The organism is Clostridium pasteurianum (assembly GCF_001705235.1).
In the GTDB taxonomy this organism is placed as follows: domain Bacteria; phylum Bacillota; class Clostridia; order Clostridiales; family Clostridiaceae; genus Clostridium_S; species Clostridium_S pasteurianum_A.
On the sequence record NZ_MCGV01000001.1, the window covers coordinates 2,969,328 to 2,992,265 of the forward strand.

General features: G+C 30.9%; 15 protein-coding genes and 1 riboswitch. Of the genes, 9 read left to right on the forward strand and 6 right to left on the reverse strand.

Annotated features, from left to right (window positions below):
- Positions 1-133: 133 nt before the first annotated feature.
- Positions 134-1,336, reverse strand: a complete 1,203-nt coding sequence (locus BEE63_RS13355) for an IS110 family transposase (protein WP_066021855.1) — start codon at positions 1,334-1,336, stop codon at positions 134-136.
- Between the two features lie 813 nt (positions 1,337-2,149).
- On the opposite strand from BEE63_RS13355, the gene BEE63_RS13360 reads away from it, so the two are divergent.
- From BEE63_RS13360 to BEE63_RS13370, 3 genes are all read left to right on the forward strand, one after another.
- Entirely contained in the window at positions 2,150-2,797 is a 648-nt protein-coding gene (locus BEE63_RS13360) for a histidine phosphatase family protein (protein WP_066021856.1), read from the forward strand.
- 936 nt (positions 2,798-3,733) lie between these two features.
- Positions 3,734-4,900 (forward strand): bifunctional glutamate N-acetyltransferase/amino-acid acetyltransferase ArgJ, encoded by a 1,167-nt coding sequence (gene argJ, locus BEE63_RS13365; protein WP_066021857.1) that lies wholly within the window; start codon positions 3,734-3,736, stop codon positions 4,898-4,900.
- A gap of 255 nt (positions 4,901-5,155) precedes the next feature.
- Complete coding sequence (locus BEE63_RS13370) at positions 5,156-6,406, forward strand: putative bifunctional diguanylate cyclase/phosphodiesterase (protein ID WP_066021858.1); 1,251 nt, start codon at positions 5,156-5,158, stop codon at positions 6,404-6,406.
- 336 nt (positions 6,407-6,742) lie between these two features.
- Here the strand turns inward: BEE63_RS13370 and BEE63_RS13375 are convergent, their stop codons facing one another.
- The 4 genes from BEE63_RS13375 to BEE63_RS13390 all read right to left on the reverse strand — a co-directional run bounded on the left by BEE63_RS13375 (position 6,743) and on the right by BEE63_RS13390 (position 10,427).
- The gene (locus tag BEE63_RS13375) at positions 6,743-7,297 is read right to left on the reverse strand and encodes a rubrerythrin family protein (RefSeq protein ID WP_066021859.1); all 555 of its coding nucleotides are present in this window, start codon (positions 7,295-7,297) and stop codon (positions 6,743-6,745) included.
- 145 nt (positions 7,298-7,442) lie between these two features.
- Positions 7,443-8,303: a polysaccharide deacetylase family protein gene (locus BEE63_RS13380; protein WP_066021860.1), complete on the reverse strand. Its 861-nt coding sequence runs from the start codon at positions 8,301-8,303 to the stop codon at positions 7,443-7,445.
- A 65-nt stretch (positions 8,304-8,368) separates the two neighbouring features.
- On the reverse strand, positions 8,369-9,379 hold the full coding sequence (locus BEE63_RS13385) for a lysylphosphatidylglycerol synthase transmembrane domain-containing protein (protein WP_066021861.1): 1,011 nt from the start codon (positions 9,377-9,379) through the stop codon (positions 8,369-8,371).
- Positions 9,360-10,427, reverse strand: a complete 1,068-nt coding sequence (locus BEE63_RS13390) for a glycosyltransferase family 4 protein (RefSeq protein WP_066021862.1) — start codon at positions 10,425-10,427, stop codon at positions 9,360-9,362. Before BEE63_RS13390 ends, BEE63_RS13385 begins: the two co-directional genes overlap by 20 nt.
- 210 nt (positions 10,428-10,637) lie before the next feature.
- A riboswitch (TPP riboswitch) is annotated at positions 10,638-10,737 on the forward strand.
- A 94-nt stretch (positions 10,738-10,831) separates the two neighbouring features.
- Between BEE63_RS13390 and thiC the strand changes: the two genes are divergently transcribed.
- The 6 genes from thiC (at position 10,832) to BEE63_RS13420 (ending at position 22,290) form a co-directional block, all read left to right on the forward strand.
- A complete protein-coding gene (gene thiC / locus BEE63_RS13395) occupies positions 10,832-12,139 on the forward strand; it encodes a phosphomethylpyrimidine synthase ThiC (protein ID WP_066021863.1) in 1,308 nt (435 codons plus the stop codon).
- A 250-nt stretch (positions 12,140-12,389) separates the two neighbouring features.
- Positions 12,390-16,034: an Ig-like domain-containing protein gene (locus BEE63_RS22160; protein WP_066021864.1), complete on the forward strand. Its 3,645-nt coding sequence runs from the start codon at positions 12,390-12,392 to the stop codon at positions 16,032-16,034.
- Positions 16,035-16,312: 278 nt separating this feature from the next.
- The gene (locus tag BEE63_RS22165; RefSeq protein ID WP_066021865.1) at positions 16,313-19,852 is read left to right on the forward strand and encodes an Ig-like domain-containing protein; all 3,540 of its coding nucleotides are present in this window, start codon (positions 16,313-16,315) and stop codon (positions 19,850-19,852) included.
- Between the two features lie 167 nt (positions 19,853-20,019).
- On the forward strand, positions 20,020-20,757 hold the full coding sequence (locus BEE63_RS13410) for a DUF2161 domain-containing phosphodiesterase (RefSeq protein ID WP_066021866.1): 738 nt from the start codon (positions 20,020-20,022) through the stop codon (positions 20,755-20,757).
- A complete protein-coding gene (locus BEE63_RS13415) occupies positions 20,758-21,591 on the forward strand; it encodes a deoxyribonuclease IV (RefSeq protein ID WP_066021867.1) in 834 nt (277 codons plus the stop codon).
- 3 nt (positions 21,592-21,594) lie between these two features.
- Entirely contained in the window at positions 21,595-22,290 is a 696-nt protein-coding gene (locus tag BEE63_RS13420) for a DNA alkylation repair protein (RefSeq protein WP_066021868.1), read from the forward strand.
- Between the two features lie 246 nt (positions 22,291-22,536).
- Here BEE63_RS13420 and BEE63_RS13425 read toward each other — a convergent pair whose 3' ends face one another.
- The gene (locus BEE63_RS13425) at positions 22,537-22,920 is read right to left on the reverse strand and encodes a nuclear transport factor 2 family protein (RefSeq protein ID WP_066021869.1); all 384 of its coding nucleotides are present in this window, start codon (positions 22,918-22,920) and stop codon (positions 22,537-22,539) included.
- Positions 22,921-22,938: the final 18 nt, after the last annotated feature.

Consider the following 22,938-nt stretch of genomic DNA (forward strand, 5'->3'; position numbering starts at 1 on the left):
AAATGCTCAAACCTGCTAAGTAAAGTCAAGTGTTTTTATTAAAAAATTCCAAAGAAATTTTTCAGTAAAATAGGGCAACTTTAAAAGAACCTTCTTACAGAAGATTTTTTTAAAATGCTCTATTTTTATTTTTTTAGTTTTTCAAAATTTCTGAAACTCTAGCATAATATATTCTCAAAAATTTATTTAATCCTGCTATTTTAGCCTGCTTCTTTGCCTTACCCTCTGATTCTTTTTTTATTATATAGTCATACACTGCTGTATCTTTAGTGGGGACTCTACATTTTATGCTTTTCATTATCTCATAACCTGTTTTTCTAAGATATCGAGATCCTCGTTTTGATATTTTTCGGTTGTTTCCATTAAAGTTTCCCGATTGATAAGGTGGTGCATCTATTCCTGAATAAGCCACAAGAGCCTTTGCACTGTAATACTTTCTTACATCACCTATTTCCGCAATAATTCTTGGTGCCAGTCTTTCTCCTACACCGTTCATATTCAAAACAACATCATATTCTGGTAATAGCTTGGCAAGTTCCTTCATTCGTGATAATATTTTATTTAAGGTTATTCCAGTCGAATGGATGCCCTTTATAGTTTCTAAGATGATCATTTTTGTACCTGACATCTTAGAAGGCATAGTTGTGATACTATTTTTAGCGAGAATATATATTTCATGAGCTTTATTCTCGCTAAATTGGTATCCTTCTTTTTTTGTCCACTTCTTATAGTTTTCAGTAAATTTATTTTGGCTTAATTTAATAATATTGTCATAATGCCAGTATTTTTGAACAAAATCTGATAACTTATCTTTTGCAAAGTTAGGTGAATTTGAAGCTAGAAGTCCTGCAATTCCTGGCATTGTTTCATCTAAAAGGTTTGAAAGAATTACTTTAAGTTTTATTCTTAAGGACATAAACTGAAAATATTCTCTTGAAAGAGCTTTAAGTTCATAATATATATCTTCTTCTATTTTATAATTACTTAGTCCATGCCAATTGTCTAAGCCAAATTTCGAGATTGTTTTTGAGTCTAATTTATCTGTTTTACCTTTTCTAATAGATATACTTGCATACTTTTTCATAAGCATGGGATTAACAACAGAAACCCAAATTCCTCTTTCCTGTAGATAAGATACTACTGGAATATGATAATGTCCTGTTGCTTCCAAAATTACTTTACTTTCTTCGTCAAAACTTATAATCTTATCAGCCAGCTTTTTTAGTTCTTCTAAAGTATGTTTAACTTCAAAAGGTTTCTCTAAAATTTCACCATATAATTTGCGAATACAAACTGTACTTTTGTTTTTTGAAACGTCTATGCCAACACTAATCATAATATCGACTCCTTTGCTAAAAATTTTGTCCATCCACTTATTACTACTCATTTTTGTTCGTTACACGGAAGCTAATTATAGTTCCAACCTGCTTAATCGAATATACGTAACAAGGAATGGGTGATAGTTTGAGCCACGGAAGCAAAATTCCAACAATTGAATCATCAGCCCATTTCTTATTATATTAAAATAAGTGTAGGTACTTAATCAAATGAGATTAAGTGTCTACACTTATAGTACAAGACAAATTGAAATATCTAAGTATTTTATGATTTTTTCACCAAGATTTATTAGAATTTTTTTAAATTGTCCCTTCAGCATTGTTAATTTACTTTTGGAGTAAAACAAGGAAAAAATTCCTCCGTACCTACAGAATTTTATTTGTGTCATAGACCCATTATCCTTCTTAATTATAAATAGGCATTTTCTATACCATTACTAACAACTTTATATTATCATTGTCTAAATTGTCCCAACCCTACATAATATAGAGAGTGCTTGTATTAGGTTGAGAAGGATAATGGGCAAAGCCCAAGCCTCGTGTAATATAGAGAGCGCTTGTATTAGGTTAAGAAGGATAATGGGCTAAAGCCCAAACCTTGTGTATGATAATACTCACTTGAAGATTGTGGGTTTGTAAGTAGAAAAGGTTATATGCGAATATAGTGTAGGAGGATTTCTGAGTGAAACTAAAATTGAAGCTAGTCCCAATTAAGTTTCACTACAGAAATCCTTTATTGACATCTATTTTTACTAATTGTATAATAGCCACGTAAATGAAGCTAATATATGATGTTAGGTATGGTGATTATGATGAAAACAGTGGTAACACTTATAAGACACGGAGAAACGGAGTGGAATACTAAGGGCAAGTTTCAGGGATGCCATGATATAGATCTTACTGAAGATGGAATTGGACAAGCTAAGCTAGTTTCTAAAAGATTAGATGGAAAGTTTGATTGTGTATATACAAGTCCTTTGAAAAGAGCGTTCCATACTGCAAAAATAATTTCGTCTGTTAAAGGAATTGATCCTATAATAGAGGATGAATTAAGAGAAATAAATTTTGGAAAGTGGGAAGGCTTAACTGTAAATGATATAAGAAGTAATTTTACTAAAGAGTTTGAAATATGGAGAAGTGACACTGAAGAAGGACCTATATGCGGTGGAGATTTGAGTACTAAAAATGCTTCACTTAGAGCAAAAGCTTCTATACTTAAGATTGTTGGTGCTAATAGAGGAAAGCATATTATAATAGTAGCTCATGGTGGAATAATAAAAGCAGGTCTTATAGGGCTTTTTGACTGGAATATGACAATGTACCATAAATTGATATTAGGGAATACTGCAATTTGTAAGTTAGAATTTGATGATGATAATAATCCAAGGATTATAACAATAAATGATACAAACCATTTAATAGGTGAGTATGAAGTGAAAGATCCAAATGAAGCTAAGTAACGGCGCTCTGGAACATTAAAAAAATTTTATAAATCTAAGGTAAAAAAATCGTAAAATCCTAAGATATTTCAATAACTCGCTGAAAAAATGCTCAGACAAATTGAAATATCTAAGTATTTTACGATTTTTTCACCAAGATTTATTAGAATTTTTTTAAATGGTTCCAAAGCGCTGTTACTTAGCTTAGAGGGTAAAGCAAGGAAGAAATTCCTCCGTGCCTACGGAATTTCAAAAATATTAGAGCCTAAATCGTAAAATCTTAAGGTGTTCCAATAACTGGCATATGATAATGGCTAGACAGATTGAAATATCTAAGTATTTTGTGATTTTTCTACCAAGATTTATTGGATTCTTTTTAAATCGTTCTCAAAATACTGTTACTTAGCTTAGAGGGTAAAGCAAGGAAGAAATTCCTTCGTGTCTAGGGAATTTTATAAATCTTATTGTAACTGGGGATTGAGTTAAGGACTCAGTATACTTCTGCATAAAATACAGGCTATCTTAATATTTAAGGGTAATAATTTTTAGGTTTATTGGTAAAAAATCTAATTAGGAATCGTATAATATTAAGAATGCTTATATTGGGATAAGGAGGATAAGTATCATTCTTGAGGTTTGGTGTATTGACATTGTTCCACTCGCCAGTGGGTAAAGCCATAATCTATTAATTAGTACAGCAAAGTTAATGCTAACATCTTGGTGTTAGCATATTACAACATTTTGGTATCTATAGATGATGAGGAACTTCTATTCTTAATTTAACAGTTATATTTAAGCAGTTATTTTATAATCAATATGCATATTTATAAATAAAGTTGAATATTTATGAATAAAATTATATAATTATATTAAATCATGCGTAATATTTAAGTTATTTACTAAAGATTGTAGAATGTTTGGGACATTTACGATTTTTTGATTTAAGGAGATGTAGGTATGACAGATTATATAATTCCTGAAGGATTTTCATGTTGTGGGAAGCATGTTGGAATAAAAAAAAGAAAGCTTGATTTAGGGGTGGTATTTTCCCAAAGAATGTGCAATGCAGCTGCTGTTTTTACTAAAAATAAGTTTTGCGGAGTGCCGATTATTGTGGGAAAGGAAAATATTAAGGATAATAAACTTCAAGCAATTATTGTTACTAGCGGGGTTGCTAATGTTGCTACTGGGGATGAAGGTTTAAATAACACGCATGTAATACTCAAAAAACTTTCTGAGGAATTAGATATAGATGAAAAAAGTATTTTACCGTCATCTACAGGTATAATAGGGAAGCAGCTTCCGATAGATAATATTATTAAGGGTATGGATGGAATAAAAGAAATTTTAAGTAAAGATAAATGGGAAGATTTTAATAGGGCTATTATGACTACAGATAAGGAACTTAAAATTAAAAGTTGTAAGGTTGGAAATGCATCTATACTTGGCGTTGGAAAGGGCTCTGGGATGATTGAACCCAATATGGCTACTATGCTTGTTTATTTCTTTACAGATGCATATATACCAGGTGATGAACTTAAGAGTATGTTAAAAAGGGTAACAGATAAGTCATTTAACATGATAAGCATAGATCATGATACTAGTACAAGTGATACTGCTGCTATACTTGCTAATGGATATGCTGGAGAGGTTGACTTAAAGTTGTTTGAAGAAGTTCTTACAAATATGTGTATAGATATATCTAAGGATATAGTTAAAGATGGCGAAGGTGTTTCAAAGCTTATAGAAGTTACGGTTAAAGGATGTAGAAATTTTAAGCAGGCAAAGGTTATAGGTAAATCTGTAATAAATTCTCCCTTGGTAAAGATAGCAGTTTATGGAGCTGATGCTAATTGGGGCAGAATCGCAATGGCAGTAGGGAAAACCTTTGATGATGATGTTGACCCATTTAAAATACAAATAGCATTTAACTCCATATTAGTATACGATAAAGGTAAAATATGTGAAGAAAATGTCTGTACTATAGAAAATTATTTAAAAAAAAGTAAAGAATGTAAATTACAAATTGATTTAAATATAGGGGATTCTAGTGCTACGGTTTGGGGAGCGGATTTAACGGAAGAATATGTTAGGATAAATTCTTATTATACTAAAAGAAAGTAAATAAATATAATTATTTTATAAATTAAGCAAATTTAATTTAATAGTTGGATTTTTTTTACGATATTAATTATAGTGGTTTTTTTATCATAGTAATGTTATAAAATTTGTTGTTAATTACAATTTGTATTTTAAGTGATTAATATTGTTTGTAGTCAAAACAATATTATGATATAATCAGGTAATAAAGTAAAAAAACGAAAAAAATGAAATCTATGGTAAAAATACGATAATTAGGGTACGAAAGTAGTGAGTTCTATGTGGAAGAGTATAACAGATTTTACTAAAGAATATAAAAGAAACAATTCACTATTAGGCTATGATAAGTTTGCTGTATATCTTATTGATATATCTAATTTTAGAGTTTACAATTATAAGTTTGGATATAAAAATGGAGATATACTATTAAGAAAAATTTTGGTTAGTTTGGATGATGAATTAGGAGACAGCTGCCAAGTTATAAAAATGGATGGAGACAAGTTTGCTGTTGTATCTCCGTTTTCTCAAAAGGATGATATTATTGCCACAATAAAAAAAATATTTTGGTTCTTTGATTTTTTTACTCATATTTATAATATAAAGTTTAAAACGGATATAAATATGGGAATTTCAATGTATCCTCATGATGGTAGTGATTTTGACGGTATCTTAATTTGCTCAGAAATGGCACTCAAATTTGCTAAGATGGAAGAAAAAACTAACTATAAATTTTTTGACCATGATATTTGTGACAAATTATTAAAGAGTGAAAAAATTATTGATGAAATAACCGAAGCAGTTGAAAATAATGAATTTGAATTGTATTATCAACCTCAGGTTGATATTAATATAAAAAATGTATATGGTGTAGAGGCACTTCTTAGATGGAGGCATCCTAAAAAGGGAATTATAGGTCCAAATTATTTTATAGATGTCATTGAAAAAAATGGTATGATAACTAGAGTGGGGAAATTTGTTATAAAACAAGCTTTTGAACGATTGAAAAAGTTTAATGATATGGGATATAAAAATTTAAGCATGTCCATAAATATAAGTGAAAGTCAGTTGTGTGAAAATTCATTTTTAGAATTTGTGGAGAAAGCTATATCGAGTACAGAAATAGACCCTCAGTATGTTATATTTGAAATAGTTGAAAGAAGTATTTTGAATGATAAAGTTATTAACATATTAAATGGATTAAGGGACATAGGTATAAAAATTTATATTGATGATTTTGGGACAATGTATTCATCTTTAAATTACTTATATAGTATACCATTAGATGGTATAAAATTAGACAAGTCTTTTATAGATAAAATATATGAATCCAAACGTGATTTTATAATTACAAAAAATATAATAAACCTTGCTGAAGATTTGAATCTTGATGTTGTGGCAGAGGGTGTAGAATATAAAGAACAAATTTCATGTTTGAATAATATGAATTGCAATAAAATACAGGGATTTATATTTAGTAAGCCTGTTGACGAAAATAGCGTTACCGATTTTTTTGTGAAATTTAAAATGTGAAGCGAAGAAACAGTATTTTACAACATTAAAAAAAATTCCATAAATCTAAGATAAAAAAATCATAAAATCCTAAGAAATTTCAATAACTCACTGCGTTCAGACAAATTGAAATTTCTAAGGATTTTATGATTTTTTTATCAAGATTTATTAGAATTTTTTTAAATCGTTCTTAAAATACTGTTTCTTCACTTAGAAGGTAAAAGCAAGGAAGATTTTCTTCCGCTCCGTTACCGAAAATCTCAATTAAAAGTTTATATAGGACTAAACTTTTAATAGCCCATATATGATAGTGTTCAGACAGATTTAAATTTCTTAATGAAGCATTTCTATTTTCTCTTAAAATGATTTAAAAAGTTCTTTCTTAGTATTGCATATAGGACACTTTTCTAAGTTTGCATCAAGAGTTGTAAATCCGCAAACAGGGCATACATACACATTTTTAATATCAATATCTTTATTAGATTTTGCGGAGTTTTGGGCATCTTGAAAAAGTTTTGCATGTACTTTTTCTGCTTCTAGGGCAAAATGAAAACTTCTCTGAGCTTCTTTCTCATTCTGAAATTTAGCAGTTTCAAAATATACAGGGTACATTTGATTTATTTCATGAAGTTCACCATTTATTGCACCTTGTAGATTATCTACAATATTAGTACTTCCAAATACAGCACCAGAGACTACAGAAGCATCATATAATTTCTCTTTAAGTATATTAAAATGATTTTTAGCATGAATATATTCTGAATAAGCTATTGCCCTAAATAGTTTTCCTATATTGGGATAGTTATCATTTTGGGCTTCTTCGCCCCAAATTAAGTATCTCATATGGGCCATACTTTCACCGCCGTAGGCAGAACGTAGAAAATCAGCCGTCATAGCATTATTAACACTCATAATATTACTTCCTTTTTCGTTTATATTTGTAATGGGTTTTTACTGTAATATTATGAGTAAAAAAATTCTTTTTAATACATAGATAAGTTTATAAAGTTTTTATTATTTTATTATAAAGATTTTATTTTGCTATGGTATCATTAATTTAGGAAATTTTATCGAAGGAATATCCTAAACTTTTTAAATATTGAATGATTTGTGGTAAAGCTTGTACTGTTGTTGTTTTAGCAGGAGCATCATGCATTAAAACTACTATGGTTTTTTGATCGCCTGTATATCGTTTTATGTTATTCATTAAGCCGTCAACAGAAACTAGAGGATGTTCAGCATCACCATTTTCATCATTCCAATCCACGAATGTATATCCATTATTTTTCATAGCATCTCTAAATGGTGCTAATCTTTTTCCAAATGAGCCACCAGGAAATCTCACTAATTTAGGAGTGTATTTATCGCCTGCAATTGATTTTAAAACAGAGTCACATTTATTAACATCAGCTACAAATAAGTCGGGAGATTCATTATAGCGTATATTATGTGAGTAAGTGTGATTACCAATAGATTCACCATTTTGAATTTCCAATTTAACTAAATTAGGATTTCTTTCTGCATTTTGACCAATGAGAAAGAAAGTAGCTTTTATTCCATTAGCATTTAGTATGTCCAATATTTTTGTGGTGTTAATTGATGGACCATCATCGAAAGTTAAGTAGGCTACTTTTTTAGTGTTAGCATTGTCAGCTCTCCATGGCTCCCAATCACCGGGAACAAGTGATGCGATTTGATGTTTATACTTGTCCTTTTTTGAATTATGATGTTTATTCTTTTTAGTGTTTACTTGTGCAACAGCTTTTTTCTGTGCTGCATTAGCATTTGCAATACTTTTTTTGCGATAATGTTTTCCAAAGGCAAAAAAAGCAGACCAACATATTATGGCAGCACAAACTATTAAAATAGTTCGCTCAATTAATAATTTTTTAACTTTATTTTGATTTTTTTTATTCAAGAATTTCACCTTCTAATGTATTTATAAATAATATATTGTTTTATTTTTATTTTCATTCGTATAATTTATTGTGGATTTTTTGACGGTCTTATTATCGTAAATATACTGCCAGCTAGAATACATGAATAATAAGAAAGTACTCTCCAAATTAATATGGCTGAAAGTATTTTACTTTTTGGAAAAAATAGTTTGAAAATTAAATAAAATCCGCCCTCAGCGCCTCCCTCGCCGCCAGGAAGAGGAATGCATGACATAATTATTGTCAAAAAAACTTGTGCAGAAATCATTATTAAAATATTTGCTTCATTAAGTCCAAAACTTCTATAAACGAAGTATGGAACAGAGTAGTATATAGTCCATTGAATAAATGTTAGCATAGAAGCATTTAAACATACAAGTTTATTGTGGTATATTATTTGTGAATTTTTATGAAAGTCCAACAAACTGTTTTTTAGATTTTCAAAAGTTTTTTCTGGGTTCTTTAGTATTTTTACTTTTCCAAGAATATGTATAATCCCAAAAATAAATTTCTCTGTAAACTTGTGATTAACTAAAAAGGAGCAAGCAACTATAATGATCATGGTATTAAAAGTAAAACCTGCAATGCAAAAATATGTGAAATACTTTATATTGGATTTAAAATAATTAAATTTAAATAATATGATAGCGAGTGAATAAATTGTAAAAACAGTTTGATGAATTATAAATTTAATCATTAATATGGAGCTTGCGCTAGCGCCTGGAATACCGTATTCTGTCATAGCATAAAATTGTGCTGGCTGACTTCCGGTAGCAAAAGGTGTAACTGAGCCCCAAAATTGTCCTATCATTGCAAACTTCACTGATTTACGAAACAAATTTTTAGAATTATGAATTATTGTAGTTATAATGTGAAGAATTATGGATTCAAGCAGCCAAAATAACAGCATTCCAATAATGGCAATGAGTATCCACTTTTTATCTAAAGTAGAAAAAATAAAAATTAAAGATGTTGAATTTTTATTAAACATAAAAAATGATAAGAATATAACTGCACATAATATTACAACAATTAAATTAAATATTTTGTTCCTCATGAGGATTACTACTCCCGGATTTTATTTTTTTATAATATATCCTATCATAAAAGCATTTCCACTGTTTTAAAACATAGTTCTTAGAGTAAAATTTATGACATTCAGCAGAACTTTTGCTCCACTTATCATAAAAATTAGCATCGTTTTTTAAAGCTTTTATAATATTACAAAAATCATTTGTAGTATTTCCTTTTAAATAATAATTAAACAATATATTTTTGTAGATATCTATATCTCTTAATAGTATTGGTATTTTTAAAGCAAGAGCTTCAAGTATTGACATTGGGAATAGTTCATTATAAGATGGTAAAAACATTACATTTGCAATATTATAAATTGAATTCATGTCTTTTCTTTCTATAATGCCTAGAAATTTTACATTGCTTGGGGGATTTTCTACAATTTTTTTTAGTTCTTCGTAACCATCAGTTATACGACCAAAAGAAAAACCACCTACCCATACAAATTGTGTATCGGGAAGTTCTTTAGCAACTTTTATAAAATCAAGTACCCCTTTTCTAGTTTGTATCTGACCAACACCTAAAACTACAAATTTATCTTTATCTATACCTAATAATCTTTTGTAATTATTTATCTTCTCTAAAGTACATCGATAGAAATTATCTTCTGATACAAAGTTCGGTATGTATGTAATCCTGTCTTTTTTTATTCCATAACCTTCAAGAATATTAAAAAAATATGGATTTACTACCACTAAATAATCAACACTTTTATAAAACCAAATTATGTATTTGTAGAAAATCTTCTTTATAATAAAAGGCAAATTAAGACTGTTTTCGATAGTTTCGGGAACAAAATGCACATAAGCAACAGTAACGCCTTTTAGTCTACAAATAGGTATGCTGAGAAAAAATTTAAAATCAATTGTATGATAGTGTGTTATGTCACATAATTTAAATTTGTTAACAGCTGTGCAGTAATCTGGTTTAAGACCATTTCTGACTAAGTTAACCTGTTCAATATAAGCAGATAAAACTCCTTGACCTTTAACTTTGGCCGCTGAAGACAGCATATTGATTGTAGGCATACGCAGAGTCCTCCTTAGACACTTAATAGTATACTAGCTTAATGACTACTGTCAATACTATATATATTTACACACAACCTATATTATATACTATAATTGTTAAAAATTAAGTTGAAATTAGTAAAAAATTATTATTATTTTTTTTACATATCAAATGTTGTACGCACTTGATATAAATAGTTATTAAATGCTATAATAAGAAAAAATAATAATATTAGCTAGGGGCGCCTTTTTAGGCTGAGAGGATTTATTCCGACCCTTTGAACTTGATGTAGTTAATACTACCGTAGGGAAGCAGTGCATTGTTTAATTATAAGTGTTTTATAAGCTTGCCTTAATTTAGGGTGAGCTTTTATTTTTTATGATGCAACTGACTCCTAATATAAAATAAAGGAGCGTATATTATGGATTACACAACTCAAATGGATGCAGCAAAAAAAAATATAACAACAGGGGAAATGAAAGTAGTTTCTGAAAAAGAGAATATGGATATTGATGAATTAAAGAAACTAATGTCGGAAGGTAAAATAGTAATACCGGCTAATAAAAATCACAAGGCTTTAAGTGCAGAAGGTGTTGGACAGGGATTAGCAACAAAAATAAATGTAAATTTAGGTATATCAAAGGACTGCCAGAATGTTGATATGGAGATTGAAAAAGTTAAAACAGCTATAGCTATGAAGGCTGAAGCTATTATGGATTTAAGCTCTTTTGGTAAAACTGAAGAATTTAGAAAAAAATTAATTGGAATGTCAAAAGCTATGGTAGGGACTGTTCCGGTATATGATGCAGTTGGTTTTTATGATAAAGAATTAAAGGATATAACTGCACAGGAAATGATAGATGTAGTTGAAAAGCAGGCACAGGATGGTGTTGATTTCATGACTATCCATGCGGGAATAAACAGAGAGACAGCTGAAATCTTTAAAAGGAATAAAAGGACTATGAATATAGTTTCAAGAGGTGGTTCTCTTTTATATGCGTGGATGGAATTAAATAAGAAAGAAAATCCTTTTTATGAGTATTACGACAAGATATTAGACATATGCGAAAAGTATGATGTTACAATAAGTCTTGGAGATGCATGTAGACCTGGATGCTTAAATGATTCTACTGATCCAAGCCAGATAACAGAACTTATTAGATTAGGTGAGCTCACAAAAAGGGCATGGGACAGAAATGTACAGGTTATGGTAGAGGGACCTGGACATATGGCTTTAAATGAAATAAAGTCTAACATGATTATAGAAAAGAAATTGTGTCATGGAGCACCTTTTTATGTACTTGGACCTATTGTTACCGACATAGCACCTGGATATGATCACATAACGAGTGCTATAGGTGGGGCTATTGCTGCGGCAAATGGTGCCGACTTTTTATGCTATGTTACACCAGCTGAACATCTAAGGCTTCCAAATGTTGATGATATGAAAGAGGGAATTATAGCTTCAAAGATAGCAGCCCATGCAGCAGATATTGCTAAGAACGTAAAAGGAGCAAGAGAATGGGACAACAAAATGGCTGAGGCAAGACAAAAACTTGATTGGAAAGCTATATTTGATTTATCAATAGATAAAGAAAAGGCTGTAAGATACAGAAAGGAATCCACACCTGCCGATCCAGATACATGTACTATGTGCGGTAAAATGTGTGCTGTAAGGAATATGAACAAGGTTATGGAAGGTAAGGATGTAAATATACTTAGAGATTAATAACGAATTAGATGATTTTTGTATTAAATATAATACTGTGAATTAAAATTGTAGGGAATTTGTGTTCTCTGCAATTTTTTTATTTTTTGATGAATTTTGAGTTGAAAATCTTATTAAAACCAATATTATAAAAATATTTAAATTATTTTACATTTATGTATATATTAAATTGAAATAGCTTAATATTATATTTATAATAAATAGTGAATGATAATATAAAATAAGGAAAAATAGAATCAGGGGGGATTTTATGAAATTAAAAAGGATTTTAAGTACATTGGTGGCAGCTGTGTTTATAGTTACTACTGCTATTGGAACTAATAGTGTGTATGCAGATGAACAAAGTACACCTACATTGGATTTAACCGTTACGCCTAATAATGCCGGAAATTACAATGACCTTAAGTGGGATATATCTGGTATGTCGCAAGGTTATTCTTATAGGCTTTATTCGAAGGAATCAGGAGAAACCCAATTTCAAAGTATACCTTGTAAAGGTACAACTACAGATACAGTTAATGTTTTAAATATTTATCCGGACCAAGGAGATAATTTGAAGGGGTGGATGGAAAATGCAAATTCAGAGGATGCACATGGATATGGAAAAAATATTATAAAAGTAGACGCATATTCCATAGATGACTTTAATGCTAATCCAGATAAATATTTAAAGGATAGTAATGGAAATTGGAAATATGATGTTATTTATTTAGGAGCGTGGAATGCTAATAATTATAAAGATATATCAATAAATGCAGAAAAGTTAATAGAGGAATTTATTCAATCTGGTAGAGGATATTTAGGTGGACATGATACAATATGGATGCAATTATGTAATCTCGAGAAATTAAAAAAATTCTTAAATATAAAAACAGCTTTGTATACAGATAATCCTTTGTCGACATTTTCAAATGAACCTTTTAATGACTATCAAAAAAATGCGAATACTGATTTTAATGTATATTCACCTCATGTTGGAGGAAACAGTGTAAGTATATTAAAAAAAGGATTGTTGACAGATTATCCGTGGAATATAGTAAATGAAAATAGAACATTAAGTATACCATATTCTCATACAACTGGGCAATTTGCTTATGGAGATATATGGATGAAATTTATAAATTATAACGGATGTGAAATATCAAGCCCTGAAGGAAAAGGAACAAACAATTTTTATTTAACTACTTGGAACAATACAGGTATGATACAAACAGGAAATTCAGATGGACAAGCAACTCCAGATGAACAAAAGATATTAGCGAATACACTGTTCTATTTAGCACAAGTAACAGATAAAACCTCATGGGAAGATCATAAAGGACAGGATGTAGATGCACCAACTAAGCCTATTATAACTTCAGCTAACAATGATATAGCAAAGAATCAAGTTTCTATAAATTTCAATCCTTCAACGGATAATGGAAGTACATATGATTATTACGTTGAAGCAACAAATAAATCTGATGGCAGCAAAATAACTTCTGAGAAAAAAGAAGCAACTATAACAACAGGATTAAAGGGATATTCTATAGTAGTAGATGAGAATCCAAATACTGATCCCGGAAAAGAAATTAAGACAACATCAACAAATTATGTTGTGACTGGATCACATAAGAAGGATTTTTATGTACACATTGCTGCAATAGATAATGCCAATAATGAGTCAGAAGTAACACATCAAAAAATCAGTGCTGTTTCTGGAATAAATCTTAATAAAACATCAGATGAAATATATACAGGGCATACAGATACATTAACAGCATCAGTTACACCTGATGATGCAGTGAATAAAGATGTAACATGGACATCTAGTAATCCATCAATAGCAACTGTAGATGAAACAGGAAAAATAACAGCACTAGAAGCAGGAACAGCAACAATAACTGCAGCAACGGCTAATGGTACAAGTGCCTCATGTACAGTAACCGTAAAACCAACAACAATAGCTTTGAATAAGACTACAGATAAAATAGATATTGGTGGGACAGATACATTAACGGCAGCAGTTACACCAAAGGATGTTGCAGACAAAGGTTTAACATGGAGATCTAGTAATAAATCAATAGCAACTGTAGATAAATCTGGAAAAGTAACAGGGGTAGGAGTAGGAACAGCGGTAATAATGGTTGCAACTGCTGATGGAGAAATTGATTCATGTACAGTAACAGTAAAGAAACCGACAACGATAAAATTAAATAAAGTAAAAGATATAATAGATGTTGGCGGAGCAGATACATTGACAGCAATAGTTACACCAGATGAGATTTCAAGTCAAGGAGTAACATGGCAATCAAGTGATTCATCAATAGCAACAGTAGACGCATCAGGAAAGATAACAGGGGTAAAGGCAGGAACAGTAACGGTAACAGCAACGACAGCCGATGGAAAAACAGCAAGTTGTACGGTAACAGTGAAAGATCCAACAACAATAGCGTTAAATAAAACTACAGATAAAATAGATGTAGGTGGAACAGATACATTAACGGCATTGATTACACCATTAGATATTGCAAATAGTGGTGCAGCATGGCAATCCAGTGATCCATCAATAGCGACCGTAGATATAACAGGAAAGATAACAGGTGTGAAGGCTGGAACAGCAGTGATAACAGCAGCAACAGCTGATGGAAAAACAGCAACTTGCACAGTAATTGTAAAAGAGCCAACAACAATAAAATTAAATAAAACTACTGATACAATGGATGTAGGACAGACAGAAGTATTAACGGCTACAATTACACCTGATGAGATTGCAAGTCAGGGTGGAACATGGACTACAAGTGATTCAACAGTAGCAACTGTAGACATCACAGGAAAAGTTACAGCAGTAAAGCCAGGAAAAGTAGTAATAACAGCGAAAACAGTTGATGGCAAAACTGCATCATGCACAATAACTGTAAAGTATCCAACAACAATAACCTTAAATAAAACTACAGATACATTGGAAGCAGGAACAACAGATGCACTTACAGCCACAGTTACACCAGATGAAATAGCAAGTAAAGGAGTAACCTGGAGTACAAGTGATAAGACAATAGCAACCGTAGATGCATCTGGAAATGTAATAGCATTAGGAGTAGGAACAACAACAATAACAGCAACAACAGCTGATGGAAAAACAGCAACTTGTACAGTAACAGTAATTCCAGAGATAAATCGTGATAAGGCAGTGCTATGTGTAACTATGGTAAATGGTCAGACTAAAATATATAACGTAACAATGGACAGTGTTAATAAATTTATATCCTGGTATAGATTAAAATCGACAGGTGTAGGTGCACTATATTATGGTATTAGTGAGATTAATAAATCTAATTCCAGTATAGTAAAAACAGATTATATTGCATTTGATAAAATATCATCTTTTGAAGTAGATGATTACACGAAAAGTTCAGTAAAATCAAAATATCTTACTAAAATAACTTTGAATAAGGCTACAGATACATTGAAAGCAGGGGAGACAGATGCACTTACAGCAACGGTTACACCAGATGAAATATCAGATAAAGGAGTAATCTGGAGTACAAGTGATAAAACAATAGCAGATGTAGATGTTTCAGGAAAGATAACAGCATTAAAAGACGGAACAGCAGTAATAACAGCAACAACAGACGATGGAAAGACAGCATCATGTACAGTAACAGTAACTCAGGCAGCAAACCACGATGATGCACTATTGTCTATAACGATGACAAATGGACAAACTAAAAAGTATAATATAAAAATGGATACTGTTAATGATTTTATATCATGGATTAATTTAAGATCAACTGGAGTTGGAGAACCATTTTATAAGTTTGATTTAACACAATGCTCTGCTCCAAGTATAGCAGAAACAGACTATGTTACATTTGATAAAATAGTTTCCTATAATGCAGAGGATGAATCAAATTAATTTAAGTCATAAAATATAAAATTTACTTTTCCTATCATAAACAGATTATAAATAATAAGGTTGTTTATGATGGAAAAAGTATTTTTTTTGTATAGAAAATTTGTGTTATTTGCAATTTTTTATTTCAAGTTAAAAATATCATTAAAACCAACATTATAAAAAATTTAAAATAATTTTACATTTATGTATCAATTATATTGAAATAACTTAATATTATATTTATAATAAATAGTGAAATATACTACAAAATAAAACAAAATGGATTTGGGGGGGATTTTATGAAATTAAAACGAATTTTAAGTACATTTTTGACGGCTGTGTTTATATCTACTACGGCTATTGGAACTAATAGTGTGTATGCAGATACACAGAGTACACCAACTTTGGATTTAGCAGTTACGCCTAATAATGAAGGAAATTACAATGATCTTAAGTGGGGTATATCTGGTATGTCTCAAAGTTATTCATACAAATTATATTCTAAAAAATCAACGGAGAATGAATTTCAAAGTATACCTTGTAAAGGCACAGATACAGACAAGGTTAATGTTTTGAATGTTTATCCAGATGTAGGAAATAATTTAAAAGGGTGGATGGAAAATTCTAATTCAGAGGATAGTAATGGATATGGTAGAGGTATTATAAAAGTTGATGGAGTTTCTATTGATGATTTTAATGCCAATCCGCAAAATTATTTAAAAAAGGATAATAATAACGATTGGAATTATGATGTTGTCATGTTTGGATCTTGGGACTTAAATAATAGTAAAGATATGAATGCTACTAGTGAAAATGTTGTAGAATCATTTATCAAAAGCGGACGAGGTGTTTTATGTGGACATGATACTATAGATTGTAACCAACCTAAAACTTATTTCGATAAATTAAGCTCTTATCTAAATATGGAATATGTTGGTGGGCGTATTGGAGATGTATCCTCTATAGCTATAAGTAAAAAGGGACTTTTGACAGATTATCCATGGAAAATAGGAGATGTTGGTAAGACTTTAACAGTTCCTGTGTCTCATTCGTGGGGACAAAAAGCACATGGAGACATATGGATGAAATATAATATTAATGATAGTACTTTATCTAATTTTTATCTAACTACATGGAACAATACAGCAATGATTCAGACGGGACATTCAGACGGACAAGCAACTCCAGATGAACAAAAAGTACTTGCAAATACTTTATTTTATCTAGCACAGGTAACAGATAAAACAAGCTGGGAAGATCACAAAGGACAGGATGTAGATGCGCCTACAAAGCCTACTATAACTTCAGTAAATAATGATATAACAAAGAATCAAGTTTCTATAAATTTCAATTCTTCAACAGATAATGGAAGCACATATGATTATTATGTTGAAGCAACCAATAAGTCTGATGGCAGTAAAATAACTTCTGACAAAAAAGAATCAACTATAACAACTGGACTAAAAGGATATTCTATAGTAGTAGATGAGAATCCCAATACTGATCCCGGAAAAGAAATTAAGACAACCTCAACAAATTATGTTGTGACTGGATCACATAAGAAGGATTTTTATGTACACATTGCAGCAATAGATAATGCCAATAATGAGTCAGAAGTAATACATCAAAAAATCAGTGCTGTTTCTGGAATAAATCTTAATAAAACATCAGATGAAATATATACAGGGCATACAGATACATTAACAGCGGCAGTTACACCTGATGATGCAGTGAATAAAGATGTAACATGGACATCTAGTAATCCATCAATAGCAACTGTAGATGAAACAGGAAAAATAACAGGAGTAAAGGCAGGAACAGCAACAATAACTGCAGCAACGGCTAATGGTACAAGTGCTGCATGTACAGTAACTGTAAAACCAACAACAATAGCTTTGAACAAAACTACAGATAAAATAGATATTGGTGGGACAGATACATTAACAGCAGCGGTTACACCAAAGGATGTTTCAGATAAAGGAGTAACATGGCAATCTAGTGATCCATCAATAGTAACTGTAGATGAAGACGGAAAAGTAACAGGAGTAGGAGTAGGAACAGCAGTAATAATGGCAGCAACAGCTGATGGAAAAATTGCAGCCTGCACAGTAACAGTAAAAGAACCGACAACGATAAAATTAAATAAAGAAAAAGATACAATAGATGTTGGTCAGGGAGATACTTTAACAGCAGTAGTTACACCAGATGAGATTGCAAGTCAAGGAGTAACCTGGAGTACAAGTGATAAGACAATAGCAACAGTAGATGCATCAGGAAAGATAACAGGAGTAAAAGCAGGAACAGTAATGGTAACAGCAACGACAGCCGATGGAAAAACAGCAAGTTGTACAGTAACTGTGAAAGATCCAACAACAATAGTATTAAATAAAACTACAGATAAAATAGATGTAGGTGGAACAGATACATTAACAGCATTGATTACACCATTAGATATTGCAAATAGTGGTGCATCATGGACATCCAGTGATCCATCAATAGCAACAGTAGATATAACAGGAAAGATAACAGGTATGAAAGCTGGAACTGCAGTGATAACAGCAGCAACAACTGACGGAAAAACAGCAACTTGCACGGTAACTGTAAAAGAACCAACAACAATAAAATTAAATAAAACTACTGATACAATGGATGTAGGACAGACACAAGTGTTGATAGCAACAATCACACCTGAGGAAATGGCAAGTAAGGGTGGAAAGTGGACTACAAGTGATCAGTCAGTAGTGAATGTAGATATAACGGGAAAAGTAACGGCAGTAAAACCTGGAACAGCAGTAATAACTGCAACAACAGATGATGGAAAAACAGCAACATGTACGATAACTGTAAAGTATCCCACAACAATAGCCTTAAATAAAACTACAGATACATTGGAAGCAGGAACAACAGATGCACTTACAGCCGCAGTTACACCAGATGAAATAGCAAGTAAGGGAGTAACCTGGAGTACAAGTGATAAAACAATAGCAACAGTAGATGCATCAGGAAATGTAATAGCTTTGGGGGTAGGAACAGCAACAATAACAGCAACAACTGCTGATGGAAAAACAGCAACTTGTACAGTAACAGTAACTCCGGAAATAAATCGTGATAAGGCAGTATTATATGTAACTATGATAAATGGACAAACTAAAATGTATAATATGACAATGGAAGATGTTAATAAATTTATATCCTGGTACAGATTAAAATCAACAGGTGTTGGTGCTTTAGATTATGCTATTAATGTACCTAGTATTTCTTCAAGCATAATAAAAACAGATTATATTGCATTCGATAAAATATCATCCTTTGAAGTACATGATTATACGAAAAGTTCAGTAAAATCAAAATATCTTACTAAAATAACTTTGAATAAGACTACAGATACATTGAAAGCAGGAGAGACAGATGCACTTGTAGCAACGGTTACACCAGATGAAGTTTCTAGTAAAGGAGTAACGTGGAGTACGAGTGATAAGACAATAGCAGATGTGGACAGTACAGGAAAAATAACAGCATTAAAGGATGGTACAGCAACAATAACAGCAACAACAGATGATGGAAAAACTGCAGAATGCACAGTAACAGTAACTCAAGCAGCAAATCATGATGAAGCAGAATTAGATATAACCATGATAAATGGAGAAACTAAAAGATATGATGTAACAATGGATGAAGTTAATAATTTTATAGCATGGCGTAATTTAAGAGCAGCAGGAGTTGGAGAACCATTCTATAAATTTGATTTAACACGACAGACTAATTCAAGTGTAGTAAAAACAGATTATGTTACATTTGATCAAATAGCTTCTTTTGATGCAGAGGACGAATCAAACTAATTTAAAATATAAAGTATAAAGTATACTTCCTTTAAAGTAAGTGGCTTAAATAATTAGGCTGTTTATGATAGGGGAAGTATTTTTTACTTTATATAAAATCATAATTGAAATACAATTAAGTTTGATATAGAATTGTTGGTAAGTATGATTTTATTAGGAGTGTAATCATGAATTCAACTAAAGATATAAAGGAAGAAAATCTCAGTCGGCCTGTTGAGGATTTTTTAATTGGTCAGGGATACACTGTGAGAAGTGAAGTGGAGGACTGTGATATAGCAGCTGTTAAAGATGATGTGCTTTTAGCAGTTGAACTTAAAAAGAATTTAACAGTAAAATTGTTATCACAGGCGGTTAAGAGGCAAAAGACGGCAGACATTGTTTATATAGCTGTTTTAAAGCCTAAAAAATTAAGAATGAATTCAAGTTTAAAAGATATATATCATCTCATACGAAGGCTTGAACTAGGCTTAATATGGGTTTCATTTAGGGGTGACAAATCATTTATTGAAATATCCGTAGAGCCTGAGGCTTTTGATAGAAAAAAAAGTATGACTAGGAATGATAAAAAGAGAAAAAAAATAATTAATGAAATAAAAAATAGACACAAAAATTTAAATGTTGGGGGGAGTACTCAGAAAAAACTTGTAACTGCATACCGGGAGCAAGCTATTTTTATTGCCTGCTGCCTTAGTAGGTTTGGAAATATGTCACCTTCAGCTTTAAAGAAACTAGGAACTGATGCAAAAAAGACTTCATCCATTCTATATAACAATCATTATGGTTGGTTTGACAGGATAGATAGAGGAGTATATGGGTTAAATGAATTTGGCAAAAAAGCACTCTGCACGTATAAAGAACTTTCAGAATATTATTATGAAAGGCTTGAAAAAAAGGAGGAATTATAGATGTTAAACATAGGATGTCATTTATCTGTAGCAAAAGGTTTTGAACATATGGGAAAAGAGGCTATAAGCATTGGGGCAAATACTTTTCAGTTTTTTACACGCAATCCGAGGGGTGGAAAAGCAAAGGATATAGATGAAGAGGACATAAAAGCTTTGATTAAGCTTACTAAAGAAAATAATTTTGCAGCAATTCTAGGTCACGCACCATATACTTTAAATGCTTGTTCTGGCAGTGAAGATACTAGAAAATTTGCGCTTCAAGCTATGGCAGATGATTTAAAGCGAATGGAACTTATACCAGGTAATTTTTATAATTTTCATCCAGGGAGTCATGTTAAACAGGGCGTAGAAGTGGGAATTAATTATATAGTAGATATGCTTAATGCCATTTTAAAGCCGGAGCAAAATACTACAGTACTTCTTGAAACAATGGCCGGTAAAGGTACTGAAGTTGGAAGAAGCTTTGAGGAATTAAAGGAAATTCTAGATAGAGTGGAGCTTTCAAATAAAATGGGAGTTTGTTTAGACACCTGCCATGTTCATGATGCTGGTTATGATATTGTAAATAATTTGGATGGAGTTCTCCTTGAGTTTGATAAGGTGATTGGATTAAATAAGCTTTATGCCATTCATTTAAATGATAGTAAAAATCCTCTTGGAAGCCATAAGGATCGTCACGAAAAGATAGGAAAAGGGGCTATAGGTATTGAGGCAATTACAAGAATTATTAATCATCCAAAGCTTAAAGGTATTCCGTTTTTTCTTGAGACACCAAACGAGCTCAGTGGATATGCTGAAGAAATTAAATTACTTAGAAGCTTATATAGGGAGTAATTAATGGATGATTTTAATAAAATGGTTCAAAAGCAATTGTTTGACTTAGCGGATGAAAAGTACAGAAAGTTTTCAGCGTCCCTTTTACCTAATGTAAATAATATTTTAGGTGTCAGATTGCCTGAACTTAGAAAATTAGCTAAAAAGATTGCAAAAGATGATTGGCGTAATTTTATAAATGTTTCAGATGGCAAGTATTTTGAAGAAAATATGCTTCAGGGAATGGTTATTGGTTATGCTAAAATGGATATCGAAAAACGTCTCAAATATATTACTGAGTTTATACCTAAAATTAATAACTGGTCTTTATGCGATAGCTTTTGTAATGGATTAAAGTTTACTGTGGATAATATGGAGAAAGTTTTTGAATTCATTAAACCTTATTTATTATCCGAGAAAGAATTTGAAGTTAGGTTTGCTGTTGTGATGATACTTGACTTTTATATAAATGAAGGATATATAAATGAAATTTTAAAATTATTTGATACTGTAAAACATTCTGGATATTATGCCAAAATGGCAGTTGCGTGGGCAGTTTCTATTTGCTATGTAAAATTTCCAAGTGAAACTATGGAATATCTTAAAAATAATACTTTAGATGATTTTACATATAACAAAGCTTTGCAAAAAATCACTGAATCATTTAGAGTAGATAAGGATACAAAAAATAATATAAGAAGCATGAAAAGAGCAAAGTAACAGTATTTTGGAACCTTAAATAAAATTAATAAATCTAAGGGGAATATTTTAAAAAGCCTAAAAAATTTTAATAACTCACTAGCGTTCAAACAATTAAAATTTCTAAGTCTTTTCAAAATATTCCCCTAAGATTTATACAATTTTATTTAAATCGTTCCAAAAATATTGTTACTTTGCTTTAGGGTAAAGACAAGGTTAATTTTTCTCCGCTGCTCTACGAAAAATAGTATAGGTTTATTTGTTTTTTTACTTAATTTTTTTACCTATTTTTTTATCGATTCGCCACTGAGGTGCTTTTTCGTCATTTCCCCAGTATTCATTTAATAATTTTATTTTGTTATCATTAAATTCAAAAAAGGATGAGGCATGAAATGAAATGTTGTTATCATTTTGTAATTGTACTTTGACTACTGAAATAACTAAATTTTTAATGCATTCTAGGCGCTCAATTTCAATTTTCCAATCTCCAGGATACTCACGATTTGCCAGTATGAATTCATTGACATTAAAGCTTTCATTTGTATTATGCCAGTTTACTACAGCATCTTTCTCAAAATATGTGCTTATGTTATCCCAATTTTGTTTATCTATATCATTCCACAAGGATATTACTTTTTCTTTATAACTCATTTTTTATCTTTAGTGAGA